The sequence below is a fragment of the Methylophaga sp. UBA3603 genome, from assembly GCF_002375335.1.
Taxonomy (GTDB): Bacteria; Pseudomonadota; Gammaproteobacteria; order Nitrosococcales; family Methylophagaceae; genus Methylophaga.
Genome location: NZ_DFMC01000009.1, coordinates 119,281 through 143,747 on the forward strand (window position 1 = coordinate 119,281; position 24,467 = coordinate 143,747).

The 24,467-nt window shown below is 40.2% G+C and carries 22 protein-coding genes and 2 tRNA genes; 23 read left to right on the plus strand and 1 reads right to left on the minus strand.

All coding sequences use genetic code 11. From position 1 onward, the window contains the following. Position 1 precedes the first annotated feature (1 nt). Complete coding sequence (locus B4F66_RS07785) at positions 2-2,383, plus strand: phosphoketolase family protein (protein ID WP_292357932.1); 2,382 nt, start codon at positions 2-4, stop codon at positions 2,381-2,383. 59 nt (positions 2,384-2,442) lie between these two features. Here B4F66_RS07785 and folD read toward each other — a convergent pair whose 3' ends face one another. Next, positions 2,443-3,297, minus strand: coding sequence for a bifunctional methylenetetrahydrofolate dehydrogenase/methenyltetrahydrofolate cyclohydrolase FolD (folD, locus tag B4F66_RS07790; RefSeq protein ID WP_292357934.1), 855 nt, complete (start codon positions 3,295-3,297; stop codon positions 2,443-2,445). Positions 3,298-3,438: 141 nt separating this feature from the next. On the opposite strand from folD, the gene B4F66_RS07795 reads away from it, so the two are divergent. The 22 genes from B4F66_RS07795 (at position 3,439) to B4F66_RS07900 (ending at position 24,463) form a co-directional block, all read left to right on the plus strand. Further along, positions 3,439-3,515, plus strand: a tRNA-Pro gene (locus tag B4F66_RS07795). Positions 3,516-3,554: 39 nt separating this feature from the next. Beyond that, positions 3,555-3,631 (plus strand) — tRNA-Arg (locus tag B4F66_RS07800). A 125-nt stretch (positions 3,632-3,756) separates the two neighbouring features. Beyond that, complete coding sequence (rfbB, locus tag B4F66_RS07805) at positions 3,757-4,827, plus strand: dTDP-glucose 4,6-dehydratase (RefSeq protein WP_292357936.1); 1,071 nt, start codon at positions 3,757-3,759, stop codon at positions 4,825-4,827. Beyond that, positions 4,824-5,705, plus strand: a complete 882-nt coding sequence (rfbA, locus tag B4F66_RS07810; RefSeq protein WP_292357939.1) for a glucose-1-phosphate thymidylyltransferase RfbA — start codon at positions 4,824-4,826, stop codon at positions 5,703-5,705. The genes rfbB and rfbA overlap by 4 nt, the downstream gene beginning before the upstream one ends. After that, positions 5,705-6,250 carry a dTDP-4-dehydrorhamnose 3,5-epimerase gene (gene rfbC, locus B4F66_RS07815; RefSeq protein WP_292357940.1) on the plus strand — a complete coding sequence of 182 codons (546 nt, stop codon included), beginning with the start codon at positions 5,705-5,707 and terminating at the stop codon, positions 6,248-6,250. Before rfbA ends, rfbC begins: the two co-directional genes overlap by 1 nt. Further along, positions 6,251-7,123: a dTDP-4-dehydrorhamnose reductase gene (gene rfbD / locus B4F66_RS07820; protein ID WP_292357941.1), complete on the plus strand. Its 873-nt coding sequence runs from the start codon at positions 6,251-6,253 to the stop codon at positions 7,121-7,123. A gap of 48 nt (positions 7,124-7,171) precedes the next feature. Next, positions 7,172-9,109: a polysaccharide biosynthesis protein gene (locus B4F66_RS07825; RefSeq protein WP_292357943.1), complete on the plus strand. Its 1,938-nt coding sequence runs from the start codon at positions 7,172-7,174 to the stop codon at positions 9,107-9,109. A gap of 35 nt (positions 9,110-9,144) precedes the next feature. Further along, a complete protein-coding gene (locus B4F66_RS07830) occupies positions 9,145-10,323 on the plus strand; it encodes a nucleotide sugar dehydrogenase (protein ID WP_292357946.1) in 1,179 nt (392 codons plus the stop codon). Positions 10,324-10,437: 114 nt separating this feature from the next. Then, positions 10,438-12,342, plus strand: a complete 1,905-nt coding sequence (glmS, locus tag B4F66_RS07835) for a glutamine--fructose-6-phosphate transaminase (isomerizing) (protein ID WP_292357947.1) — start codon at positions 10,438-10,440, stop codon at positions 12,340-12,342. Positions 12,343-12,383: 41 nt separating this feature from the next. Next, positions 12,384-13,469 carry a GDP-mannose 4,6-dehydratase gene (gene gmd, locus B4F66_RS07840; RefSeq protein ID WP_292357949.1) on the plus strand — a complete coding sequence of 362 codons (1,086 nt, stop codon included), beginning with the start codon at positions 12,384-12,386 and terminating at the stop codon, positions 13,467-13,469. After that, positions 13,462-14,526 carry a GDP-L-fucose synthase family protein gene (locus B4F66_RS07845; RefSeq protein WP_292358137.1) on the plus strand — a complete coding sequence of 355 codons (1,065 nt, stop codon included), beginning with the start codon at positions 13,462-13,464 and terminating at the stop codon, positions 14,524-14,526. Before gmd ends, B4F66_RS07845 begins: the two co-directional genes overlap by 8 nt. Positions 14,527-14,592: 66 nt before the next feature. Then, positions 14,593-15,927: a flippase gene (locus tag B4F66_RS07850; protein ID WP_292357950.1), complete on the plus strand. Its 1,335-nt coding sequence runs from the start codon at positions 14,593-14,595 to the stop codon at positions 15,925-15,927. Then, positions 15,917-16,594, plus strand: coding sequence for an O-methyltransferase (locus B4F66_RS07855; protein WP_273182563.1), 678 nt, complete (start codon positions 15,917-15,919; stop codon positions 16,592-16,594). Before B4F66_RS07850 ends, B4F66_RS07855 begins: the two co-directional genes overlap by 11 nt. After that, the gene (locus tag B4F66_RS07860; RefSeq protein ID WP_292357954.1) at positions 16,591-17,301 is read left to right on the plus strand and encodes an FkbM family methyltransferase; all 711 of its coding nucleotides are present in this window, start codon (positions 16,591-16,593) and stop codon (positions 17,299-17,301) included. The genes B4F66_RS07855 and B4F66_RS07860 overlap by 4 nt, the downstream gene beginning before the upstream one ends. Further along, a complete protein-coding gene (locus B4F66_RS07865; RefSeq protein ID WP_292357956.1) occupies positions 17,298-18,218 on the plus strand; it encodes a glycosyltransferase family protein in 921 nt (306 codons plus the stop codon). The genes B4F66_RS07860 and B4F66_RS07865 overlap by 4 nt, the downstream gene beginning before the upstream one ends. Positions 18,219-18,225: 7 nt before the next feature. After that, positions 18,226-19,038, plus strand: a complete 813-nt coding sequence (locus tag B4F66_RS07870) for an FkbM family methyltransferase (protein ID WP_292357958.1) — start codon at positions 18,226-18,228, stop codon at positions 19,036-19,038. A gap of 28 nt (positions 19,039-19,066) precedes the next feature. After that, positions 19,067-20,323: a glycosyltransferase family 4 protein gene (locus B4F66_RS07875; RefSeq protein WP_292357959.1), complete on the plus strand. Its 1,257-nt coding sequence runs from the start codon at positions 19,067-19,069 to the stop codon at positions 20,321-20,323. Further along, the gene (locus B4F66_RS07880) at positions 20,301-21,032 is read left to right on the plus strand and encodes a class I SAM-dependent methyltransferase (protein ID WP_292357961.1); all 732 of its coding nucleotides are present in this window, start codon (positions 20,301-20,303) and stop codon (positions 21,030-21,032) included. The genes B4F66_RS07875 and B4F66_RS07880 overlap by 23 nt, the downstream gene beginning before the upstream one ends. A 3-nt stretch (positions 21,033-21,035) precedes the next feature. Further along, positions 21,036-21,869, plus strand: coding sequence for a glycosyltransferase family 2 protein (locus B4F66_RS07885; RefSeq protein WP_292357962.1), 834 nt, complete (start codon positions 21,036-21,038; stop codon positions 21,867-21,869). Positions 21,870-21,922: 53 nt separating this feature from the next. After that, positions 21,923-22,762 carry a glycosyltransferase gene (locus B4F66_RS07890; protein WP_292357963.1) on the plus strand — a complete coding sequence of 280 codons (840 nt, stop codon included), beginning with the start codon at positions 21,923-21,925 and terminating at the stop codon, positions 22,760-22,762. A gap of 4 nt (positions 22,763-22,766) precedes the next feature. Beyond that, entirely contained in the window at positions 22,767-23,531 is a 765-nt protein-coding gene (locus B4F66_RS07895; RefSeq protein WP_292357965.1) for a glycosyltransferase family 2 protein, read from the plus strand. Between the two features lie 20 nt (positions 23,532-23,551). After that, positions 23,552-24,463 (plus strand): glycosyltransferase, encoded by a 912-nt coding sequence (locus B4F66_RS07900; protein ID WP_292357966.1) that lies wholly within the window; start codon positions 23,552-23,554, stop codon positions 24,461-24,463. Positions 24,464-24,467 lie beyond the last annotated feature (4 nt).

Sequence of the window (24,467 nt, forward strand, 5' to 3'; positions counted from 1 at the left end):
AATGACATTTGAACCATCAAATACATTACAACCACTGGATCAGGACTTACTGGATAAAATGCATGCCTACTGGCGCGCCGCAAATTATTTGTCAGTGGGACAAATATATCTGTATGACAACCCATTGTTAAAACAACCTCTTCAGGCAAAACACATCAAACCACGGCTGTTGGGACATTGGGGCACCACACCCGGACTCAACTTTATATATGTGCATTTAAACCGGGTTATCAAAAAACGTGATCTTAATATGATCTACATTGCTGGGCCAGGTCATGGTGGACCGGCGTTGGTTGCTAATACCTATCTTGAAGGTACTTATAGTGAAACCTATCCGGACATATCCGAGGATGAAGCCGGCTTAAAACGTTTGTTCAAACAATTTTCCTTTCCCGGTGGCGTACCCAGTCATGTTGCTCCGGAAACCCCGGGCTCAATTCATGAAGGTGGAGAATTGGGTTATGCCTTATCCCATGCTTATGGTGCGGCATTTGATAACCCAGATTTGGTTGTCGCCTGTGTGGTTGGTGATGGTGAAGCGGAAACGGGTGCGTTAGCCACTAGCTGGCATTCCAATAAATTTTTGAATCCACAGCATGATGGTGCGGTATTACCGATATTGCATCTCAATGGTTACAAAATTGCCAGTCCGACAGTACTGGCACGTATCCCCAATGATGAGCTGGAAGCCTTGTTTTATGGTTATGGTTATACGCCCTACTTTGTCGAAGGCGATGATCCAAAGCAGATGCATCAACTGATGGCGGCAACATTGGATAAAGCCATGGAACAAATCCGTCATATCCAGAATGATGCGCGTGAACATGGTGTACATCTGCGTCCCCGCTGGCCAATGATTATTTTACGTTCGCCAAAAGGTTGGACAGGTCCAGAAGAAGTCGATGGCAAAAAAACTGAAGGCACATTCCGATCTCATCAGGTGCCCATGGGCGATATGGATAAGGAAGGACATGTCGAAATCCTTAATAAATGGCTGAAAAGCTATAAGCCGGAAGAGCTATTTGATGATGGCGGCAAGCTCAAAGCGGAACTGGCAGCCTTGGCGCCTGAGGGTGATCGACGGATGGGCGCAAATCCACATGCAAATGGTGGTCAGCTGCTGCAGGATCTAACTTTACCGGATTTTCGTGACTATGCCGTAGAAGTCAAAAAGCCCGGAGGCACGAAAGGCGAAGCTACCCGGGTAATGGGTAAATTTCTGCGCGATGTGATGCAACAGAATCTTGATGCCAAGAACTTCCGTTTGTTCAGTCCTGATGAAAATAACTCCAATCGTTGGCAGGATGTGCTTGATGTCACTGGCAGAACCTGGATGGGTGAAATGATTCCGGGTGATGACAAACTGTCCAAAGATGGCAGAGTGATGGAAATGCTCAGTGAGCATCAGTGTCAGGGCTGGCTGGAAGGTTATTTATTAACAGGTCGACATGGTTTTTTCTCCTGTTATGAAGCGTTTATTCATATCATCGACTCGATGTTCAATCAGCATGCCAAATGGCTGAAAATCTGTAATCAGATCCCCTGGCGTAAACCTGTTGCCTCATTAAACTATCTATTGTCATCACATGTATGGCGTCAGGATCACAATGGCTTTTCGCATCAGGATCCCGGCTTTATTGATCATGTAGTGAATAAAAAAGCCGAAGTGGTACGAGTGTATTTGCCGCCTGATGCCAATACACTGTTATCCGTTACTGATCACTGCCTGCGCAGTCGTAACTATGTAAACGTGGTTGTGGCCGGTAAACAATCTTCTCCACAATGGCTGGATATGGAGTCGGCAGTAAAACATTGCACCGCTGGTGTAGGTGTCTGGCAATGGGCCAGTAATGATAATGGCAACGAACCGGATCTGGTGATGGCTTGTTGTGGTGATGTACCGACGATGGAAACACTGGCTGCAGTAAAATTACTGAATATGTTTTTACCGGAGCTGAAAGTCAGGGTGATTAATGTGGTGGATCTGATGAAATTACAATCACCCAGTGAACATCCTCATGGTCTTGAAGAAGATGAATTTGATGCATTATTTACTAAAGATAAACCGGTTATTTTTGCCTACCATGGTTATCCAATGCTGATTCACCGGTTAACTTATCGCCGCACCAATCATAAAAATCTGCATGTCCATGGCTTCAAAGAGGAGGGGACCACCACCACGCCATTTGATATGGCAGTTATTAATGGTCTGGATCGTTTTCACCTACTGGAAAATGCCGTCAAACATTTAACAGAGCTGCCCGATGATAAAGTGTCAGAAATCGAGTTATTTATTCAACAGAAGCTCGCAGAACATGATGACTATATTCGGGAGCATGGACAGGATTTACCGGAGATCCGTGATTGGCAATGGAATGGTTAGATTGGGTTTTACAGTTTGCCCCTCCAGTGTTGGAGGGGCATCAGGACTGGCCTCAGCTGTTATTGATGTAACTGATCGGCAGCAAATAATGTGTTTTCGAGCAATGTAGCCACAGTCATAGGACCGACACCACCCGGAACAGGTGTAATCCAGGCTGCTTTTTCGCTGGCTTTATCAAACTCAACGTCGCCTGTTAACTTCCCGTTTTCCAGTCGGTTAATACCCACATCAATCACTACGGCATCTTCGCGGATCCAGTCACCCGGAATAAAGTTGGGTTTGCCTACCGCGACAACCAACACTTCTGCACGACGAACATGGGATTCCAAATCTTTTGTCATACGATGACAAACGGTAGTCGTGCATCCAGCCAGTAACAGTTCAAGTCCCATTGGACGACCCACTATATTGGAAGCCCCAACGACTACTGCTTCTTTACCTCTAAGATCAATTCCAACAGATTGCATCATGGTAATCACACCTTTCGGTGTGCATGGACGTAAAAGTGGATTACGTTGAGCCAAGCGACCGATGTTATAAGGATGAAAACCATCCACATCTTTGTGCGGTGCAATATGTTCAATAATGACATCAGTATTGAAATGTGCTGGCAAAGGCAGTTGCACCAGAATGCCATCAATCTCATCGTCTTCATTCAGCTGTGTAATCAGGTCTAGCAGTTCTTGTTCTGTAGTGGTTTCAGGTAAATCAAATGATTCGGACTTGAAGCCCACCTCTTCACAACTACGACGCTTGCTACCCACATAGACTTGGGACGCCGGATTGTCGCCAATCAGGACTACAGCAAGTCCAGGCCGGCGTTTTCCGGTAGCGAGACGCATTTGGGTTGCTGCTTTGATTTTCTGTTTTAGCTCGGCAGCAATTGTTTTTCCGTCGATGATTTGAGCAGTCATTCTGTGGGTTCCGGCCTTTCAAAAGCGGCTATGATCGCACGTTGCGTTAGCCACGGCAAAAAATATAAATGTGCTGTTGACTCGCTATCGGCATCAGCGTATTATTTCGCCTTCTTCGAGGATGTCTGTCCTTGGATAAGTCGGGGCATAGCGCAGTCTGGTAGCGCATCTGGTTTGGGACCAGAGGGTCGGGAGTTCGAATCTCTCTGCCCCGACCACTTTATTGACTGCTTAATTATCCTCACTTAGTTATTAATGCGCCCGTAGCTCATCTGGATAGAGCATCGGCCTTCTAAGCCGAGGGTAGCAGGTTCGAGTCCTGCCGGGCGTACCATCTCTCTCTATTTCAAAATCTGCGACAAACTTTCAAGTTGATTTTTAGCCCTTGTCGGTGCTAACTTTCACGTGACCAAGGACGGCATATCTGAATTTCTCAAATTGAAAAGTGAACTCAGCAACGTGAATAAAAATACCCTGCTCGTAACTGGCGGTGCCGGTTTTATCGGCTCTGCATTGATTCGTCAATTAATTACCGAAACCGACTTCACCGTTATTAACATCGATAAACTGACCTATGCTGGCAATCTCGAATCACTAACCGAGATTGATGCTTCGCCAAACTATTATTTTGAACAAGCTGATATCTGTGATGCTGAGGCAATGGATAGAATATTCACCCAATATAAACCCAGTGCCATGATGCATCTTGCTGCCGAATCGCATGTTGATCGTTCGATAGATGGCCCCGCAGATTTTGTGCAAACCAATGTGGTTGGTACATATATTTTGCTTGAGGCGGCCAGAAAATACTGGAAATCATTATCCGCTGATGATGCCGGAAAGTTCCGCTTTCATCATATTTCAACAGACGAAGTCTATGGCACATTAGGCGAAACGGGTCTGTTTACTGAAACAACTCCTTACCAACCCAATTCACCATACTCCGCCACCAAAGCTGGCAGTGACCATTTGGTTCGTGCCTGGCACCATACATATGGTTTACCAGTATTAATGACTAACTGTTCCAATAACTATGGGCCGTATCAGTTCCCCGAAAAATTGATTCCAGTAGTAATTAACAATGCACTTGCTGGTAAACCATTGCCTATTTACGGTAAAGGCGAAAATATCCGTGATTGGTTATATGTCGATGATCATGCAAGAGCCTTAAGACTGGTGCTGGCGGAAGGCAAGTTATGCGAAAGCTATAATGTCGGAGGTTTTAATGAACATACCAATCTGGAAGTGGTACAACTGATTTGTCAGATTCTGGATGAACTATTGCCTGATTCACCCCATCGGCCACATAAAAATTTAATCGAATTTGTTACGGATCGTCCTGGTCATGATGCGCGTTATGCCATTGATGCCAGCAAAATTGAACGGGAACTGGGCTGGAAACCTCAGGAAACATTTGCCACGGGGTTACGTAAAACAGTGCAGTGGTATCTGGATAATCGCCAATGGTGTGAAAACGTGATGGATGGTAGTTATCAGCAACAAAGACTTGGACTGGGAGATAATAAATGAGTCGTAAGGGAATCGTACTGGCAGGGGGAAGCGGCACACGGTTATATCCAGTAACCCAATCCATCTGTAAACAACTGCTGCCGGTGTATGACAAACCGATGATTTATTATCCGCTGGCCACCATGATGCTGGCTGGTATGCGGGACATCTGTATTATTTCCACCCCTCAAGACACGCCACGCCTTGAACAGTTACTCGGAGATGGCAGTAAGTGGGGTTTGAATCTACAGTATATTGTTCAGGATAAACCGGAAGGTATAGCCCAGGCTTTTACTCTTGGCGCTGATTTTATCGGAGATGATGATTGCGCTTTAGTACTGGGTGATAATGTCTATTACGGTCATGATTTGGCCGATATGATGCGAGATGCTGATAACAATAAAGAAGGTGCGACCGTTTTTGCCTACCCGGTGAGTGACCCTGAACGTTATGGCGTCGTAGCGTTTGACGAAAACGGTAAAGCATTAAGTATCGAAGAAAAACCGACTAAACCTAAATCGCGCTATGCCATCACAGGTTTATACTTTTATGATAATCAGGTCGTTGAGATTGCCCGCAATCTCAAACCTTCCGCTCGTGGTGAACTTGAGATTACTGATGTGAATCAGGCTTATCTGGATAACGGCAAGCTTAACGTACAGGTAATGGGCCGTGGTATGGCCTGGCTGGATACCGGAACTCATGATTCCCTATTGGATGCTTCAATGTTCATTCAAACCCTTGAACAACGCCAGGGGTTAAAAGTGATGTGTCCTGAAGAGATTGCCTTTCGCATGGGATATATTGATGCTGAACAACTTGAACAATTGGCCCAGCCATTATTGAAAAGTGGTTATGGTAAATATTTGTTAAATATCATTAATGAGACAATTTACTAATGTTAGTCACCGAGACCAATATTCCTGACGTTAAATTACTGACGCCCAAAAAGTTTGGTGATGAACGCGGTTTTTTTCTGGAAAGTTATAACAAGAAAACCTTTCAGGATTTACTCGGTTTGGATATTGATTTTGTGCAGGATAATCACTCGCGTTCAGCGAAAGGCGTGTTACGCGGTTTGCATTATCAAATCAAGCAACCACAAGGAAAATTGGTTCGGGTAACAGCAGGAAAAGTGTTTGATGTGGCCGTTGATATGCGTCGTGATTCACCGACATATGGTCAATGGACCGGAGCGGTTTTAACTGCTGAGGGTCAGGAACAGTTCTGGGTGCCCGCCGGGTTTGCCCATGGTTTTCTGGTGTTAAGCGACAGTGCCGATTTTCTTTATAAAACAACCGATTATTACGCACCTGAATATGAAAGAACGGTAGCATGGGATGATGCCGATCTGGCAATTGACTGGCCGTTAGAGGACATAACACCGGTTTTATCAGCTAAAGATCAACAAGGTACCCCGTTTAAACTGGCTGAGACCTTTTAAGTGAAAATATTACTGATTGGCGGACAGGGACAGGTTGGATTTCAATTACAGCGTAGTCTTGCCTGCCTGGGCGAATTACACACTACGACAAGACAATCACTGGATTTGGCGGATATAACCGCAATTCGAGAGACGATTCATGCTATTCAGCCGGATCTGATTGTAAATGCTGCGGCCTATACTGCAGTAGATAAAGCCGAACAGGAAACTAAATTAGCCCAAAAAATTAATGCTATTGCCCCGGCTGTGATGGCTGAAGAAGCCAACAATTTATCGATTCCCATGGTGCATTTTTCAACTGATTATGTTTTTGATGGCAGTAAGACTTCTCCCTGGGTAGAGACCGATGCTACCGGTCCATTAAGCCATTATGGTCTGACAAAACTGGAAGGGGAGCAGGCAATTCTTGCCAGTGGATGTGATCATCTGATTTTCAGAACCAGCTGGGTATATGATCGGCGAGGTCATAACTTTTTGAATACAATGTTAAGACTGGCTGAAGAACGTGAGCAATTGAATATTGTAGATGATCAGATTGGTACTCCAACGTGGAGTAGACATATTGCTGATGTCACTGCTCAAGCATTGGCTCAGGCACATAATGATGATGCATTTTGGAAGCAAAATAGTGGTGTTTATCATTTAAGCGCAGCAGGTCAAACCAGTTGGAAAGGATTTGCCGAGGCTATCTTTCAGATAGCTGAAGCTGATGGTCGGCGTGTTCCAAAAGTAACAGGCATAACTACGGCAGAATATCCGACACCAGCCAAGCGACCATTAAATTCCTGTATGGATAATACAAAATTAAAACGCCATTTTGGTCTGCAGTTACCCGATTGGCAGGTAAGTTTACAATGGGTTTTACAGTCATAAATACTCAGTACAGATTTGCCAAAGTAGGAAAAATCGAGGGAAAGGTTCGTGATACAAACCACGTATAATAAACTAATGCAGTGGTTTTTAAGCCGTCCGCGAACCACTAAACGCATATTGAGTATTTTCATTGATTACATCGTGGTGATGCTGGTGTTATGGCTGGCATTTTCGCTGCGACTTAGTACGCTGTACCAACCGCCAGTTACCCAATTATGGTTATTTTTTCTCGCGCCGTTTATCGCGATACCGATTTTTATTAAATTGGGGTTATACCGGGCTATTGTTCGCTATATTGGGCTTGATGCCCTGTGGACAATTTTTAAGGCCATTGGACTGTTTACCGTCATTTTTGCCACCGTTGTCGTATTATCTGGACCATATGCCGGCTTAGTACCCAGAACAATTTATATTATCAATGCGCTATTACTATTTTTGGCAGTAGGTGGACTGCGTTTATATGCACGCTGGTTGTTTATCACCACAACCCGCAGTCCATTGGCAGAGTTGGATAACAAACGATATATTCCTCCCGTTTTAATATATGGGGCCGGACGAGCAGGCGCCCAACTATCAGCCTTATTAAAAATGGGTCGTCAATTGCGGCCAGTAGCGTTTATTGATGATGACCCGACGCTTTATCGCCAGCAAATTAACGGGCTGAATGTCTATCGTCCTCGTGATCTGGTGAAACTGATTGATAAATTTCATGTACGTGATGTGCTATTGGCCATGCCATCAGCTTCCAGAAGTCGGCGAAGTGAAATTTTGCGTTCTCTAGAGGAATTACCCGTACATATCCGTACCTTGCCAGATCTTACCGATATCGCCGAAGGTAAATTGGAAGTTTCAGATATTCAGGAAGTGGATATTGCAGATTTACTGGGTAGAGAAGCCGTTGCCCCTGATCCGCAATTATTAACAGCGAATATCACCGGTAAATGCGTCATGGTCACCGGTGCCGGTGGTTCGATTGGCTCCGAGTTAACACGGCAAATCATCAAACTCAAACCCAGCCGATTGTTATTGTTCGAAATCAGTGAATTTGCGTTATATCAAATCGAACAGGAGCTCTGTAATTTGGAGAGCGGAGTAGAAGTAATTGCTTTACTGGGCTCGGTTGTTGATCGGATTCGTTTGACATCAATCTGTCAGCATTTTGCGGTACAAACTATTTACCATGCCGCAGCGTATAAACATGTGCCAATGGTTGAAAAAAATGTGGGTGAAGGAATCCGTAACAATGTTTTCGGTACATTACATTGTGCCCAGGCCGCCATTGCGGCAAACGTTGAAACATTTGTGTTGATTTCTACGGACAAAGCTGTCAGACCTACTAATACCATGGGAGCCAGCAAACGGATGGCTGAGCTGGTTTTGCAGGCTTTGGCAGAAACCTCTATTACCCGATTTACAATGGTAAGATTTGGTAATGTACTGGGTTCATCCGGTTCAGTTGTGCCATTATTTCGTGAACAGATAGCCAAGGGTGGCCCTGTTACGGTTACGGATTCGCAAATCATTCGCTATTTTATGACCATTCCCGAAGCTGCCGAACTGGTAATACAAGCTGGTGCAATGGGGCAGGGAGGTGATGTGTTTGTGTTGGATATGGGTTCAGCAGTAAAAATTGTTGATCTGGCAAAACGAATGATTCATCTCAGTGGCTTTACGGTTAAGAATTCTGAAAATCCCAACGGTGATATTGAAATTACCTTTACTGGCCTGCGTCCTGGCGAAAAGTTATTTGAAGAGCTGCTAATTGGTGAAAATGTCAGCCAAACGGCACACCAGAAAATTATGCGAGCCGAAGAGCGGGTGATTGCCTGGCAGGATTTACAGTTAATTCTGACTGATTTACAGCATGCTGTCAGCGTTGCAGATTATGAGCAGGTCCGGGTACTGCTCAGCAAATATGTAGATGGATTTATGCCCCAATGCGGGATTGAGGACTGGCTGAGCAATAAAGCGGTTATCAATCAGTAATATCCACGAGTTTTATAACTTTTAAGAGACGTATTATGGAAAAAACACTCAATATTGCAGTTGCTGGAACAGGTTATGTTGGCTTATCACTTGCCGTGTTGCTGGCCCAGCATCATCATGTGACTGCTCTGGACATCGTCCCTGAAAAAGTTGATCTGATTAACTCTAAAAAATCACCCATTGTCGATAAAGAAATCGAAGATTTTCTGGCCAATAAACCGCTCAATCTGAATGCCACAACGGATAAGCAAAAAGCTTATGAAAAAGCTGATTTTGTCATTATTGCTACGCCAACCGATTACGATATGGTAACGAATACCTTTAATACCAATTCAGTTGAAGCGGTTATTCAGGATGTGCTGGCGATAAATCCATCAGCTGTTATGGTAATAAAATCAACTATTCCGGTGGGTTATACTCAAACTGTTCGAGCCAAATTTAGCACAGATAAAATTTTCTTTTCGCCTGAGTTTTTACGCGAAGGTAAAGCGTTGTACGACAATCTTTATCCTTCACGCATTGTCGTAGGGGAACAGAGTGATCGTGCACGTTTGTTTGCTGATTTGCTGTTGCAAGGCGCAGTTAAGAAAGATGTGCCCGTGTTATTTACTGATCCTACCGAAGCCGAAGCGATCAAGTTGTTTTCCAATACCTATCTGGCGATGCGGGTCGCGTATTTTAATGAACTCGACAGTTATGCTGAAACACATAACCTGAACAGCCGGCAAATCATTGAAGGTGTTGGTTTGGATCCTCGCATTGGAGATCACTACAATAATCCTTCGTTTGGTTATGGTGGGTACTGCCTGCCAAAAGATACCAGACAACTGTTGGCCAATTATGACACTGTGCCCAATAGCTTGATTCGGGCTATTGTCGATGCCAATACCACCCGCAAAGACTTTATTGCCGAACAGATTATTAAGAAAAATCCTCTAGTTGTGGGCATTTATCGACTGGTCATGAAACAGGGATCAGATAACTTTAGAGCTTCAGCTATACAAGGCATTATGAAACGTATTAAGGCCAAGGGTATAGAAGTTATCGTTTATGAACCGGTGTTGGAAGAAGCCGAGTTTTTCCGTTCAAAAGTAGTCAATGACTTGGCAGCATTCAAACAACAATCTTCTCTTATTATTGCCAATCGCATTACTGATGATATTCAGGATGTAAAAGAAAAGATTTATACCCGCGATTTATTTGGCCAGGATTAATCCCTTTTGCCTGAAACACTCAACAGTTAATACGTTTTATTGATGATAGAAGGGCATTATTTATAAGGTTGCTGATGTATAATCCTTGTTTGCTTATTTGGAGGACAGCAATCAGTGTGTGGAATAGTCGGTGGTATTGCTGAGCGAAATGTAGCGCCAATCTTGATGGAAGGTCTACGCAGGCTGGAGTATCGAGGCTACGACTCTTCCGGTGTTGCGCTTATGGACGCTGAAGCCAATATTCACCGTGTTCGTTCGCTTGGTAAAATTAAGCAGCTTGAAGCCAAAATCGATGGCGAAAACAGCAGCTTTTCCGGTCAAATGGGCATTGCCCACACGCGTTGGGCCACACATGGAATACCCTCCGAAAATAATGCCCATCCCCATATATGCAATCACCGTGTTGCTGTTGTTCACAATGGCATCATTGAAAACTATCAGGTTTTAAAACAGCAACAGACGCACCAGGGATATCGCTTTACCTCTGAAACCGATACAGAAGTGGTCGCCCATTCCATATATCAATATTTATACGGTGATGCTTCTCCAGCTGCCAGCCGCACCAATCTTTCACTTCTCGATGCCGTGGTGGAAGCCATTCATGATTTTGAAGGTGCTTATGCACTTGGAGTCATCGCCACCGACGAGCCGAATACGCTGATAGCCGCCCGCAAAGGCAGTCCATTAGTAATCGGAATTGGTATCGGTGAACATTTTATTGCTTCCGATGTATCTGCCTTACTACCCGTTACCCAGAACTTCATTTTTCTGGAAGATGGCGATGTTGCTAAACTGACACGCGAGAGCATTGAAATTTACAGCTCTGTAACCGGTGAGAAAGTAGAGCGTCCGATTAAACAATCCTCTTTAAACATTACGGCAGTAGAGCTGGGCGAACATCGTCACTACATGCACAAAGAGATCTTCGAACAGCCACAAGCTGTAATTGACACTCTTGAGGGACGAGTAACGCAGGATCAAGTGCTGGTTTCAACTTTTGGTCCTGGCGCCGAATCCATTTTCAAAAGTATTGAACGGCTGCATATTATTGCCTGCGGTACCAGTTATCATGCGGGCATGGTGGCAAAATACTGGGCTGAAGATATTGTTCGTCTTCCTTGCCAAGTTGAAGTGGCCAGTGAGTTTCGTTATCGAAATCCAGTCATCGAAGATAATACGCTTTTTGTCACCATCAGCCAGTCGGGCGAAACTGCCGACACATTGGCTGCTTTGCAGCAAATTAAAGCTTATGCTGCTGCTAGTCTTGATGCCTTCGCGGTAAAAAATATTCAAACATTATCAATCTGTAATGTAGCTGAAAGCAGCCTGACCCGTGAAGCTGATCTATGTTATCTCACCCATGCCGGGCCGGAAATCGGTGTCGCTTCCACCAAGTCTTTTACCACTCAGTTAGTAGCGTTAGCCTTATTGTTAACGTGTATTGGAAAAGTCAAAAAACGCATCACCCGCGAACGTGAAAAACACATCACGCAAGGCCTACAGAAATTACCTAATCTGATCCAGAATGCCCTGATGCATGAACAGGAAATTCAGGACATTGCTCAGGCTTTTGCAGATAAACAGCATGCACTCTTTTTGGGTCGAGGCACGATGTATCCAATAGCGTTGGAAGGTGCTTTAAAACTTAAAGAAATCAGTTATATCCATGCAGAAGCTTATCCTGCCGGTGAGCTTAAACATGGTCCATTGGCATTGATTGATGAAAATATGCCGGTAATTGCTATTGCTCCGCTCGATGATCTGCTGGAAAAGCTCAAATCCAATCTTCATGAAGTAAAAGCCCGCGGTGGTCAGATGATTGTGTTTGAAGATGAACGTTCGGATATCAGTTCTGAGTCGGGTTTTAAGGTTATTAAAGCGACCACGAACGTAGGCCGTATTACTGCCCCGATAACTTACAATATTCTCCTTCAATTGCTCAGTTACCACGTTGCTTTAATTAAAGGCACAGATGTCGATCAACCACGTAATTTAGCGAAGTCGGTTACTGTTGAATAAATTAACCTAGTTAACACATAAAAAAATAAGCAGAGATTTAAATGGAAAAAGTTGCATTAATAACTGGTATCACTGGTCAGGATGGTGCTTATCTAGCGGAGCTTTTATTAGAAAAAGGCTATGTAGTGCATGGCATAAAACGTCGCGCCTCTTTATTCAACACCGATCGTGTTGATCATCTATATCAGGATCCGCATGTTGATAATAAAAATTTCATTTTGCACTATGGTGACTTGACTGATTCAACTAATCTGATTCGGATCATCCAGCAGGTTCAGCCCGATGAAATTTATAACCTGGCCGCAATGAGTCATGTTGCGGTCAGTTTTGAAACACCGGAATACACAGCGAATGCCGATGGTATTGGCACGCTGCGAATTCTGGAAGCGATTCGAATATTGGGGCTCGAAAAGAAAACCAAATTTTATCAGGCTTCCACTTCAGAGCTTTATGGTTTGGTACAGGAAACTCCACAGAAAGAAACAACACCATTTTATCCACGTAGTCCTTATGCTGTTGCCAAATTATATGGTTATTGGATCACGGTGAATTATCGTGAAGCGTATGGCATTTATGCCTGCAATGGTATTTTGTTCAATCATGAATCACCGATTCGAGGTGAAACATTTGTCACCCGAAAAATTACCCGTGCGTTAGCCAGAATTAAACTAGGCTTACAAGACTGCCTATACCTAGGCAACCTTGATGCTTTACGTGACTGGGGACATGCCAAGGATTATGTTGAGATGCAGTGGTTAATGCTGCAGCAGGAACAGCCAGAGGACTTTGTCATCGCAACAGGTGTGCAATACAGCGTTCGTGATTTCGTCAATACCGCAGCGAAAGAACTGGATATTACTATTAGCTGGGAAGGCAAAGGTGTTGAGGAAAAAGGTTATGATGCAGATGGGAAATGCATTGTTCAAGTAGACCCGCGCTATTTCCGTCCAACTGAAGTTGAGACGTTACTGGGTGATCCGACTAAAGCAAAAGAAAAACTTGGCTGGACACCTAAAATCAGTTTTGAAGAACTCGTAGCAGAAATGGTGCGTGAAGATTATAAATCTGCAGAACGTGATGAATTAGTAAAAAAACATGGTTTTACTGTATATGACTACCATGAATAAATCAGACAAAATCTATGTTGCAGGTCATCGTGGTTTAGTTGGTTCAGCACTAGTTCGAAATCTTGAGGAAAAGGGGTATAGCAATATACTCAAAAGAACCCATACTGAATTGGATTTGACTGATGAAAAAGCAGTAGCAGAATTCTTCAAGACTGAAAATCCTGACTATGTGTTTCTTGCAGCAGCAAAAGTTGGCGGTATCCACGCTAACAATACTTATCCGGCTGAATTTATCCGAGACAACTTGGCCATTCAGAATAATGTGATACATCATGCGTACCTGAATAATGTAAAACGCTTACTGTTCTTGGGGTCGAGTTGCATTTATCCTAAAAACGCACCGCAGCCATTGAAAGAAGAATATTTATTAACAGGCCCGCTTGAAGAAACCAACCGTCCTTATGCATTGGCTAAAATCGCTGGCATTGAGATGTGTTGGAGCTATAACCGCCAGTACGGCACACGATATCTTGCAGCCATGCCAACCAATCTTTATGGGCCTGGCGATAATTATGATTTAAATAATTCACATGTTTTACCGGCGCTTATCCGTAAATTTCATTTGGCTAAATTGGCTGGAGAAGGAAATAGAGCATCAATCCTTGATGATGAAGAAAAACATGGAAAACTACCTGAGCCATACAGGAGTGTAGTATTAAAAGCGTGTGAAAAAGGCCAAATTCCCGCAGTTGTTGTTTGGGGTACAGGTAAGCCAAAACGGGAGTTTATGTATAGCGAAGACATGGCAGATGCTTGTGTGCATTTAATGAATCTTGATGATAAGCAGTATAAGCCATTATTGGGAGCGTCCCGTAATGACGGCTTGCCACCGGTTGTAAATGTAGGCGTTGGGGACGATCTGACAATCAAGCAACTGGCAGAAATGATACAAGAAGTTGTTGGAAACAATGGTCAAATCGTATTTGATGAGACTAAACCAGACGGAACAATGCGAAAGTTAATGGATATTGAAAGACTAAAAAAAATGGGCAGTAAAGCTCAGACCAGTTTAAAAAATGGTATTGAAACTGTTTATACGGCCTATAAAAATGCATAGCCTGATTATAGCTTTGGATTGGAATTACATTAAAAATATTAGCTTGAACGCGACTTAAAGTTTGTAATGCCCTCACTAAAAAATCAGTTTCAAACCCAGCTCAAAAAAATCACTGACAGGCCAGGACTTAATAAAATCCTACAAAACACTGGTTGGTTGTTTGCCGATAGGGTTTTGCGGATGGGCTTAGCGTTTGTCGTTACCATCTGGCTTGCACGTTATTTAGGGCCGGAACAATTTGGGTTACTCAATTTTGCCATGGCATTTGTAGCATTATTTGGTGCTATTGCCACCGTTGGTTTGAACAGTGTTGTTGTGCGCGATTTAGTAAAATTTCCCGAAAAAACTTCATCGATACTGAGTACTTCTATCTCATTGCAGATATTGGGTGGGTTAATAACGTTCAGTTTAATCGTGCTGGCTATCCATTTTTTAAAACCAGAAGATGCTTTGGCACGAGCAATAGCTATTATCCTTGGACTGAGTATGGTCGTTAAGTTTTCAGAAACGATTAAGTATTGGTATGAATCACAAGTGCAATCTAAGTTTGTTGTTTGGGCTGAAAGTGCTGTTCTAGTCCTGTTTGCAGCAATCAAGATTCTTTTGATATTACAACAAGCACCACTCATCAGTTTTGCATGGGCAATATTCGCAGAGACAGTGGTTTTGGCAATTGCATTAATCATTTTATATTCGATTCAATCAAAAACAAGCAAAATATGGCAACCCCAGCTTTGTCAGGCTAAAACATTACTTCGAGAGAGTTGGCCTCTTATATTGTCAGGCTTGTCGGTAATGGTTTATATGAGAATAGATCAAGTCATGCTTGGACAAATGCTCAATAATGAGGCTGTAGGTATTTATTCAGCTGCAGTGAAAATAAGTGAAATGTGGTACTTCGTACCAATAGCAATAGTTGCTTCAGTATATCCAGCGATTATTAGCTCTAAAGAAAAAAGTGAATCGTTATATCAGCAAAGAATGCAAAATCTCTATGACTTAATGGTTTATATCTCTGTTTTTGTAGCATTAATTGTGACATTTTCAGCTGACTGGATTGTTATTTCACTTTTCGGAGATGCTTATAGTGAATCTGGATTTGTTCTAGCTGTTCATATTTGGATAGGTTTATTTGTTTCATTAGGTGTTGCAAGTAGTAAATGGTTTTTACTTGAAAATCTAAGTAAATTAATTTTTTATAGAACACTTTATGGTGCACTCTTAAACGTTTTATTAAATTTAGTTCTAATCCCGTCGTTTGGTATAAAGGGGTGTTTAATCGCTACTCTAATCAGTTATTCATTCGCGGCATTATGGTTTGATGCTTTTGCAAAAAAGACAAGAAAAGCTTTTGTTATGAAAATAAGAGCATTAATTTTCAGGAGTTTATATGCCGCTTAAAACCGTGTTGGCAAAGATTATTCCCCGTAAAGCCAAAAAAAGTTTAAGAAACTTTTGGATTTTGGCTGATAAGTATGGCCAAAGAAGATCAATTAAATATGACAAGTGTTTAGATAAAAAGGGCCAAGAAATACCTTGGTACACTTATCCTGCTTACGAATATCTTAATAGCCTTGATTTCAAAGACCTGGACATACTTGAGTTTGGATCAGGAGCCAGCTCAACTTGGTGGGCTGAAAGAGCCAAAAGTGTTACCTCAATTGAACATAACAAAGAATGGTATGAAATCGTTAAGCAAAGACAAACTAATAATTTAAAAATAATTTTTGCAGAAACAGAGGAAAAATATATTTCAGCTGGTAATTTTGAAAAATACGACGTCGTAGTGATTGATGGTCAGTACCGACATGCTTGTGCAAAAAATCTTAAAAACATTATAAAAGGTGAAGGATTAATTATTTTGGACAATGCTGACAGGCATCCAACAACTGCAAAACTTTTGAGAGAAACATACAATCTTTTGCAAGTAGATATGCATGGTTTTGGTCCGATCAATGACTATACATGGACAACATCGCTTTTCTTTTCAAGAGGTTTCCAGTGCCTACCTAAAACCAATAGATTGCCTGTTTATTCTGTTGGCGCTTTAAAAGAGCTTGCCGAATGAAAAGTATGATTAAAAAAATCTTACCAAAACAATGGTTAGAATATATTCGTATAAAAATTCTGAGTAGTTATGCGACAAAATCTTATTCTCAAGAAGGAGAGGATATGATTTTACGCCGAATATTTGAGTATAAAGCGGATGGTTTTTATGTTGATGTAGGCGCACATCACCCTGTCCGATTTTCAAATACTTATTTATTTTATAAACAGGGCTGGACAGGTATTAATATTGATGCAATGCCAGGAGCAATGAAGCTATTCAATAAGATCAGACGTAAAGACATTAATCTTGAACAAGCTATTTCAGAAAAAGAAAAAACGCTGACCTATTATCAGTTTAATGATCCTGCTTTAAATGGCTTTGATGTCAAACTATCTGAGAAACGCGACTCTGAACCAAATGGTTATAACATTCAATTTAAAACTCAGTTAAAAACAAAAAGTCTTGAAATCATTCTGGATGATTATTTACCAATTAATAAAATAATTGATTTCATGTCAATTGATGTTGAAGGGCTTGATTACGAAGTCTTACGTTCCTTGAATTTAATTAAGTACAAACCAAGAGTTTTATTATTGGAAATTCTGTATACATCAGATAACAATAATAAAAATGAAATTGTTTCTTATCTTGAACAAAATGGATATGTTTATTTTGCTAAAACATTAAATACAACGTTTTTCATGCATAAAGATTTTTTAAGATGACAGCGCCTATAGCTTTATTTGTTTACAATCGCCCCGAACATACAAAAAAAACTATAGAAGCTCTACAGAAAAATGATTTAGCTAATGAAAGCAATTTATACATATTTTCTGATGCTGCAAAGCATCAAGAAGCGACTGTCCAAGTTCAGGCAGTGAGAGAGTACATTGCAAGTATTAATGGTTTCAAGTCAGTTACAATTATTAATCGAAATTGCAACTTAGGATTAGCTGATTCGATAGTAGATGGTGTTACAAAACTCTGTAATTCAGATGGAAAAGCTATTATTCTGGAAGACGATATTGTGACATCTAAAGGTTTTTTGCGTTTTATGAATAATGCATTAAACCTGTACGCAGATGACGAGAAAGTTATGCATATCTCAGGATATATGTTTGGAATTGATAAACCAGAAGAAATTCCCGAAACATTTTTTTATCGTGTGCCTTCATGTTGGGGGTGGGCTACATGGAAACGTGCCTGGGAGGATTTTGAACCTGATGCAGCAAATCTGCTTGACCGGCTCAATCTGTCCAAGAAAAAATATGATTTTGATATTGAGAATACTTATGATTACAGTGAAATGCTTCAGATGCAAGCTTCTGGAAAATTAAATTCTTGGGCAATACGTTGGTATGCGAGTGTTTTTTTGAATAATGGATTATGCCTTCACCCGAACAAATCCTTTACTAATAATATTGGTTTGGACGGTTCAGGGACTAACTGTGGAACAAGTAATTCTTATGAAATTTCGGACTTAAAAGAGGATTTCAGTATCAATGCTAAACTGAAATTAGATGAGAACCAAATGGCGCTTCAAAAAATAAAGAATTTTAATAAAAGTAAATTACCACATTTTTATCGGCGTTTTGTTAGGAAGATTCTGAAAATAGCTCAAAAAATACTGTTAAAAGGCTAAATATTTAATGTTAGTAAAAGCATTTTTCTATGAACCAGCTAAGCATATTTATAAATTATTAACAGACATTGATTATCGTGAATGGTGTATTCAGTCTACGAAATTAGGACGATTAAGGCGATTTACTGAGTGTCGTGGTAAAGTACGAAAATGGCATGTAAATATACCTGATGCAGCATCTTTTTTATCTGCATATAAGGAAATATTTGTTAGTAAAATCTATCAGTTTGAATTCGAAAATGATCAACCAGCCATTCTTGATTTGGGAGCCAATATTGGCCTTAGTGTTTTATATTTTAAAACCATATTTCCTCAGGCAAAAATTACAGCCTTTGAAGCCGATCCGAAGATATTTTCATATTTAGAACACAATATTCTGACCAATGGATTTAACGACGTGGAATTAATTAATAAGGCAATTTGGAATCAAAATAGTATTTTGAGGTTTCATGCAGAAGGTGCAGATGGTGGGAGAGTTTTTGATTCATCAACTGAAAAAATGATTGAAATTGAAGCTGTTGATATATGCGAACATCTTGAACAGCATCATTACGATTTTCTAAAAATGGATATTGAAGGAGCTGAGGATCAAGTTTTTCTGGCTTTGGAGAATCATCTTGCAAAATTTAAATATATTTTCCTTGAATATCATTCTTCTGTTGGAAAGCCACAAAGTTTAGCAGTCATGCTGGATCTTCTAACTCATAATGGCTTTAGATTTGACATACATAGTCTGATGGATAGTCAACAGCCACTCGTTGCTAAAAAAATTACAACCGATTTTGACTTACAGCTCAATATTTTTGCATGGAAAGTCTAATTATGAGACACATAGGAAAACATTCCCCATGAAGTCTCTTTTGGTTAATAGTTTTGATCTGCATGGTGGTGCAGCAATAGCTACCTATCGACTTCACCATGCTTTACGGACTGTTAATGTCGAATCAAATTTATTCGTTCAGCGAAAATATAGTAGTGATGAAACAGTGATTGCTTCAAAGAGTGCTGCTTCAACTTTAGTTTCACAGTTAAGTTCAAAGTTTGATTCATTACCTTTAAAAAGATACCCCGCTCGAACAGGACAGCTTTTTTCGCCTGCAATAACTCCTGATAGATTAATTCGCCGAGTTAAAGAACTGGATCCGGATATTGTGCATTTATTTTGGATTACAGCAGGTTTCATAAAAATTGAAAGTTTGGCTAAGTTAAATAAACCCGTGGTATGGACTCTCCATGATATGTGGCCGTTTACTGGAGGCTGTCATTATGACAACTACTGTAATCGTTATACAAAGTCTTGTGGTAAATGTCCGCTTTTAGGTTCATCTAAAGATTATGATCTATCAGCCAAAGTACTACAACGAAAACAAGCCGCTTGGAATGATCTTGATATAACAATCGTTGCAACAAGTAGATGGCTTGCTGACTGTGCCCAAAAAAGTACACTATTTCAAAATAAGCGTATAGAAATTATTGCGAATGCATTTGATATAGAAAAATATCACCCAATAGATAAGCCTGCTGCAAGGAATGCCTTTAATTTTCCACAGCACAAAAAACTGGTGTTATTTTCAGCATTTAATGCGACTAATGATAAAAGAAAAGGCTATCAGCATTTATTGCCTGCTTTAAAAAATATGAATGAGCATGATAAAGCAGATATTGAACTTATTATTTTGGGAGCAAACAAACCTGCGAAAACTTTTGATTTTGGCATGGAGGTTCACTACATAGAGCATCTGCAGGACGAAATAAGTCAAGTTTTGCTTTACTCTGCTGTGGATGTTTTAGTGTTGCCTTCTGAACAGGAAAATCTATCAAATACTGTGATTGAGGCTATGCTTTGTGCAACTCCTGTTGTTGCATTTGAAATTGGTGGTATGCCTGACATTATTGAACACAATGTTAATGGTTATCTTGCAAAACCGTTTGAACCAGTTGACTTGGCAGAGGGTATTCTTAGAGTTCTTAATGCTTTGGATTCATCTGGTATGGCATTGTCTGCTAGATGTATTGCCGTAGAAAAATATAATAGAGAAAAAATTGCGAACGAATATCTTAATCTTTATCAAGACATAAAAAATGATAAAAATAATACTTACTAAGTTAAAAAAAATATATTTAAAAGAACAGTTCAACCCGAGTATTTTGGGTTTGTTTATAAATCCATATTATTTTTCAAGGATATCTTTGTATAAAGCTATAAAGAGTGCCTCTGGAAATCTGGATGGGTCGTTACTTGATATTGGCTGTGGTAATAAACCATATGAGCAACTTTTTAATGTTGAAAGTTATATTGGGGTAGAGTTAGATACGGTTGAAAATAGAACCAATAAAAAAGCAGACTATTTCTATGATGGTTTGACATTACCATTTTCGAGCGATTCTTTTGATTCGATAATATGTAACCAGGTTTTTGAGCATGTGTTTAATCCTGATCAGTTTCTTCAGGAGATCTTCAGGGTTACCAAGCCTGGCGGAAAGATTATTTTAACTGCACCATTCATCTGGGATGAACATGAGCAGCCATATGACTTTGCAAGATATACCTCTTATGGATTGAATTTTCTACTAAAAAAATACGGTTTCGAAGTCATAACTTTTAAAAAAACATTGTCTGATGCTTCACTTTTTTTTCAATTAATAAATGTTTACTTATATAAAGTTACATTAACAAAAAATAAATACTTTAACCTTTCTTTTATGGTTTTTTTGCTTTCTTTTTTTAATGTAATAGGACTTTTTCTTTCTTTTTTGCTACCTAAGAATAAAGATTTATACCTGGATAATGTTGTTCTTGCGAAAAAATTATAAAAAATGAATAGTTTTACAGTTGTAATCGCAACCTTTAATGCAGAGACTACACTTCTACAGGCTATCAATAGCTTTGTTAACCAAAATTACAAGAATAAACAGTTAATAATTATTGACGGAAGCTCAACTGATAAGACTGTTCAAATACTCAAAGAAAATGAACATCATATTGATTACTGGATATCAGAACCGGATACAGGAATTTACAATGCCTGGAATAAAGCATTGCCGCATATTAATGGCGAGTGGATTTATTTTTTAGGCGCTGATGATTACTTCACTCATTCTGAGGTTTTTGCTCAGTTCGAGGCAACATTAGCAGTGGTTCCTGAAAAAATACTCGTAGCTTATGGCATAGTAAGTTATATCTCAGTACATTCAGAATATTTATATTCTCATGGTTTACCTTGGGAGCAAGTAGGTAAAAAATATCGCCAACTGATGACTATTCCCCATCAAGGCGTTTTTCATCGAAAAGAATTATTTAATAAATATGGTACTTTTGATGAATCATTTCGGATTGCGGGCGATTATGAGCTGTTACTCAGATACTTAAAAGATCACGATGCGGTCTTTATCCCGTTAGAAATAGCAATGATGCGGCAGGGGGGCGTCAGTAGTGATATTACTAACTCACTCAAGATCATCTGGGAGGTGAGACGTGCGCAGCTTAAAAATGGCTTATTAATTCCTGGTGTATTTTGGTTGATGGCGCTAAGCCGTGTATATATTCGGCTTGTACTTTGGAAAATATTAGGTGAGCGTCAAACTAGACGTTTACTTGATTTTGGCAGAGCCTTAATGGGAAAGCCGCCACATTGGACAAAAAACTTATAATCTAAAGCTGCTGTATCATTAAGCTTTTCTGAGCTCACTCTAAAAGTATAACCATGAAATTAACCATCGTTGTCCCTTCTTTTAATTATGCCCAATTTTTGGATGCATGCCTGACAAGTATCCAACAACAGGATTATGCGAATTTTGAGATCTTGATAGCTGACGGTGGATCAACTGATCAGTCCGTGGAAATTATTCAGGGATATTGTGAAACTGATAAGCGTTTTAAATTGGTTAGTACAGAGGATAATGGGCAGGCGGATGCGATTCAAAAGGCCTTCGTTCATGCAACAGGTGAGGTATTTGGTTTTTTAAATGCAGACGATACATATTTGGCCAAAGATAGTTTCACTGAAATTGTAAGATCCTTTGAACAATATCCAAATATTGGTTTAGTAAGCTTTAGAGGTTATTACATTGATGCTCAGGGTAAATGGATCAAGCCCATTAATTATCGTTATCATCCGTTTGATGGCTTCCATTGGATGAAGTTTCGGACCGCTGTTTTACAACCTGCTACGTTCTGGAAGCGTGAGGTTTATGAGCAAACAAATTGGCCAGTTGCTTTTAACTTTGTTTTTGATGTCGTATTTTTTTACCAAGCTTTTCAAAAGTATTCATGGTTAGAGATGACTAAGCCTATTGCAGGGTATCGATTACATGGTGAAAATAAGTCAATGTTTGTTAAATCTAGCCGAATAATCGAATTAGCCGCTTTTGAAGAGCTGAAGTTCGGTCAAAAAAGCTTCCGAGCTAAATATCTTAAAGGGATAGCAAAATTGGCTGCTGTTTTTGAGGGGCGGGGAAAAATAGGCCAAATCCTGAACTACTGGTTATATACAGTAGTTAACGGAGTTGCGTTTATTAGCTGTTACCGATTGCCAAGTATCTAAATAAATGCTGAAAATATCCATAATCACTGTTTGTTATAACGCTGCTCATACCTTACCCGACACTATTCGTTCTGTTGCTGAACAAGATTATCCTGAGATAGAACATATCATTGTGGATGGAGGCTCAACAGATGGAACGGTAAATATTATTGAAAAATCTCTAAGTGTTACCCGTTTCGTTTCTGAGCCAGATAAAGGTATCTATGATGCAATGAATAAAGGGATCGCTATGGCAACAGGTAATGTTATCGGCACTTTGAATGCTGATGATTTTTATGCGACGCCTTCAGCGATTGATACAGTGGCGAAGTCTTTCTTAGACACTCAGATAGATGCTTGCTTTGCTGATCTTGTTTATGTCGATACGAAGGATACGAGCCAAATTATAAGATATTGGAAGTCTAACCCCTTTCAGCCGGGAGCCTTCAAATTGGGTTGGATGCCAGCACACCCGACTTTTTTTGTTAGAAGCAGCATCTATAAAAAATATGGTGTATTTGATTTACGTTATCAGCTTGCTGCAGATATGCAGCTATTATTCCGACTATTAGAAAAACATAAAATTAATACAGTTTATTTACCAAACGTATTAATAAAAATGCGAATGGGCGGCGCGACAAACAAAAATATTAAAAATATTTTTGAACAAAATAGAGAAATTCTCAGCGTTTTGGATGACTATTATGAACATAGTAGTCGTTTAAAATTCTTTTTTAACAAACTCGTTGACAGGGTTAAGCAATTTTTTCTAAGGCCAAAAAAACTTTAATGTTATGTAATCAAGATTATATGGAATTACCAAAAGTAACTGTCTTAATGGCAACTTTTAATGGAATACGCTGGGTCAAAGAACAAATCGAAAGTATTAAGTTACAAAAGTCTGTTCATGTTAATTTAGTTATTTCCGATGATGGTTCGACGGATGGAACCTATGAATGGTTAGAAGAGTTGGCAAGAACGAATGAAAACATTGAGTTACATTGCAATAACAGTTCTACTCGAGGAGCTGCTGGTAACTTCTATCACTTAATTGAAAACATTAATATGGATAGTTCTGACTATATAGCACTTGCTGATCAAGACGATATATGGTTCGAAGATAAATTAAATAATCAGATTCAATCTCTAAAGTTAACCTCTTCTGAGGGAGTCTCTTCAGATGTCATAGCATTTTGGCCTGATGGAAAAAAAGAACGGATCATCAAGTCTGATGAAATGAAAAAGTTTGATTTTTTATTTGAATCGGCTGGTCCTGGATGCAGCTATATATTTACCCCCGGCCTATTTACGCTTATAAAAAAGTCGCTTGAAAAATTAAAGAAAGAAGATCGGCCAGATCTGCATGATTGGTTTGTTTATGCAGTTGCCAGAGCAAATAAAAAAAACTGGACAATTGACCCAGTCCCCTCACTTAAATATCGTCAACATGAGAACAACGTGATGGGGGTAAACCGGGGGTGGCAGGCAAAGTTGAATAGATTGTCAAAAATAAACGACGGTTGGTATCGACAGGAAGTTATCAAAATTTCTCGTATCGTAGAGAAAATGACATCAGATGAAGAAGTCTTAAATGTATGCCGTATTGTTAGTGCAGATACTTTTGCAAATCGACTAAAACTAATGGCGTTACTTCCTGAAACACGAAGAGCCAAAATGGATAGAGTAATGCTCTACTGTGCTTGTGGTTTATTTCTGTTTTAGCACT

Bases quoted from the DNA above. Each gene is read 5' to 3' on its own strand.
- B4F66_RS07900 (WP_292357966.1), top strand. From the start codon at position 23,552: ATGGAATTACCAAAAGTAACTGTCTTAATGGCAACTTTTAATGGAATA.
- rfbA (WP_292357939.1), top strand. From the start codon at position 4,824: ATGAGTCGTAAGGGAATCGTACTGGCAGGGGGAAGCGGCACACGGTTA.
- gmd (WP_292357949.1), top strand. From the start codon at position 12,384: ATGGAAAAAGTTGCATTAATAACTGGTATCACTGGTCAGGATGGTGCT.
- B4F66_RS07845 (WP_292358137.1), top strand. From the start codon at position 13,462: ATGAATAAATCAGACAAAATCTATGTTGCAGGTCATCGTGGTTTAGTT.
- B4F66_RS07870 (WP_292357958.1), top strand. From the start codon at position 18,226: ATGTTAGTAAAAGCATTTTTCTATGAACCAGCTAAGCATATTTATAAA.
- rfbC (WP_292357940.1), top strand. From the start codon at position 5,705: ATGTTAGTCACCGAGACCAATATTCCTGACGTTAAATTACTGACGCCC.
- B4F66_RS07830 (WP_292357946.1), top strand. From the start codon at position 9,145: ATGGAAAAAACACTCAATATTGCAGTTGCTGGAACAGGTTATGTTGGC.
- B4F66_RS07880 (WP_292357961.1), top strand. From the start codon at position 20,301: ATGATAAAAATAATACTTACTAAGTTAAAAAAAATATATTTAAAAGAA.
- B4F66_RS07785 (WP_292357932.1), top strand. From the start codon at position 2: ATGACATTTGAACCATCAAATACATTACAACCACTGGATCAGGACTTA.
- B4F66_RS07895 (WP_292357965.1), top strand. From the start codon at position 22,767: ATGCTGAAAATATCCATAATCACTGTTTGTTATAACGCTGCTCATACC.
- B4F66_RS07860 (WP_292357954.1), top strand. From the start codon at position 16,591: ATGAAAAGTATGATTAAAAAAATCTTACCAAAACAATGGTTAGAATAT.
- B4F66_RS07885 (WP_292357962.1), top strand. From the start codon at position 21,036: ATGAATAGTTTTACAGTTGTAATCGCAACCTTTAATGCAGAGACTACA.
- B4F66_RS07850 (WP_292357950.1), top strand. From the start codon at position 14,593: ATGCCCTCACTAAAAAATCAGTTTCAAACCCAGCTCAAAAAAATCACT.
- folD (WP_292357934.1), bottom strand. From the start codon at position 3,297: ATGACTGCTCAAATCATCGACGGAAAAACAATTGCTGCCGAGCTAAAA.
- B4F66_RS07890 (WP_292357963.1), top strand. From the start codon at position 21,923: ATGAAATTAACCATCGTTGTCCCTTCTTTTAATTATGCCCAATTTTTG.
- B4F66_RS07875 (WP_292357959.1), top strand. From the start codon at position 19,067: ATGAAGTCTCTTTTGGTTAATAGTTTTGATCTGCATGGTGGTGCAGCA.
- B4F66_RS07865 (WP_292357956.1), top strand. From the start codon at position 17,298: ATGACAGCGCCTATAGCTTTATTTGTTTACAATCGCCCCGAACATACA.
- B4F66_RS07855 (WP_273182563.1), top strand. From the start codon at position 15,917: ATGCCGCTTAAAACCGTGTTGGCAAAGATTATTCCCCGTAAAGCCAAA.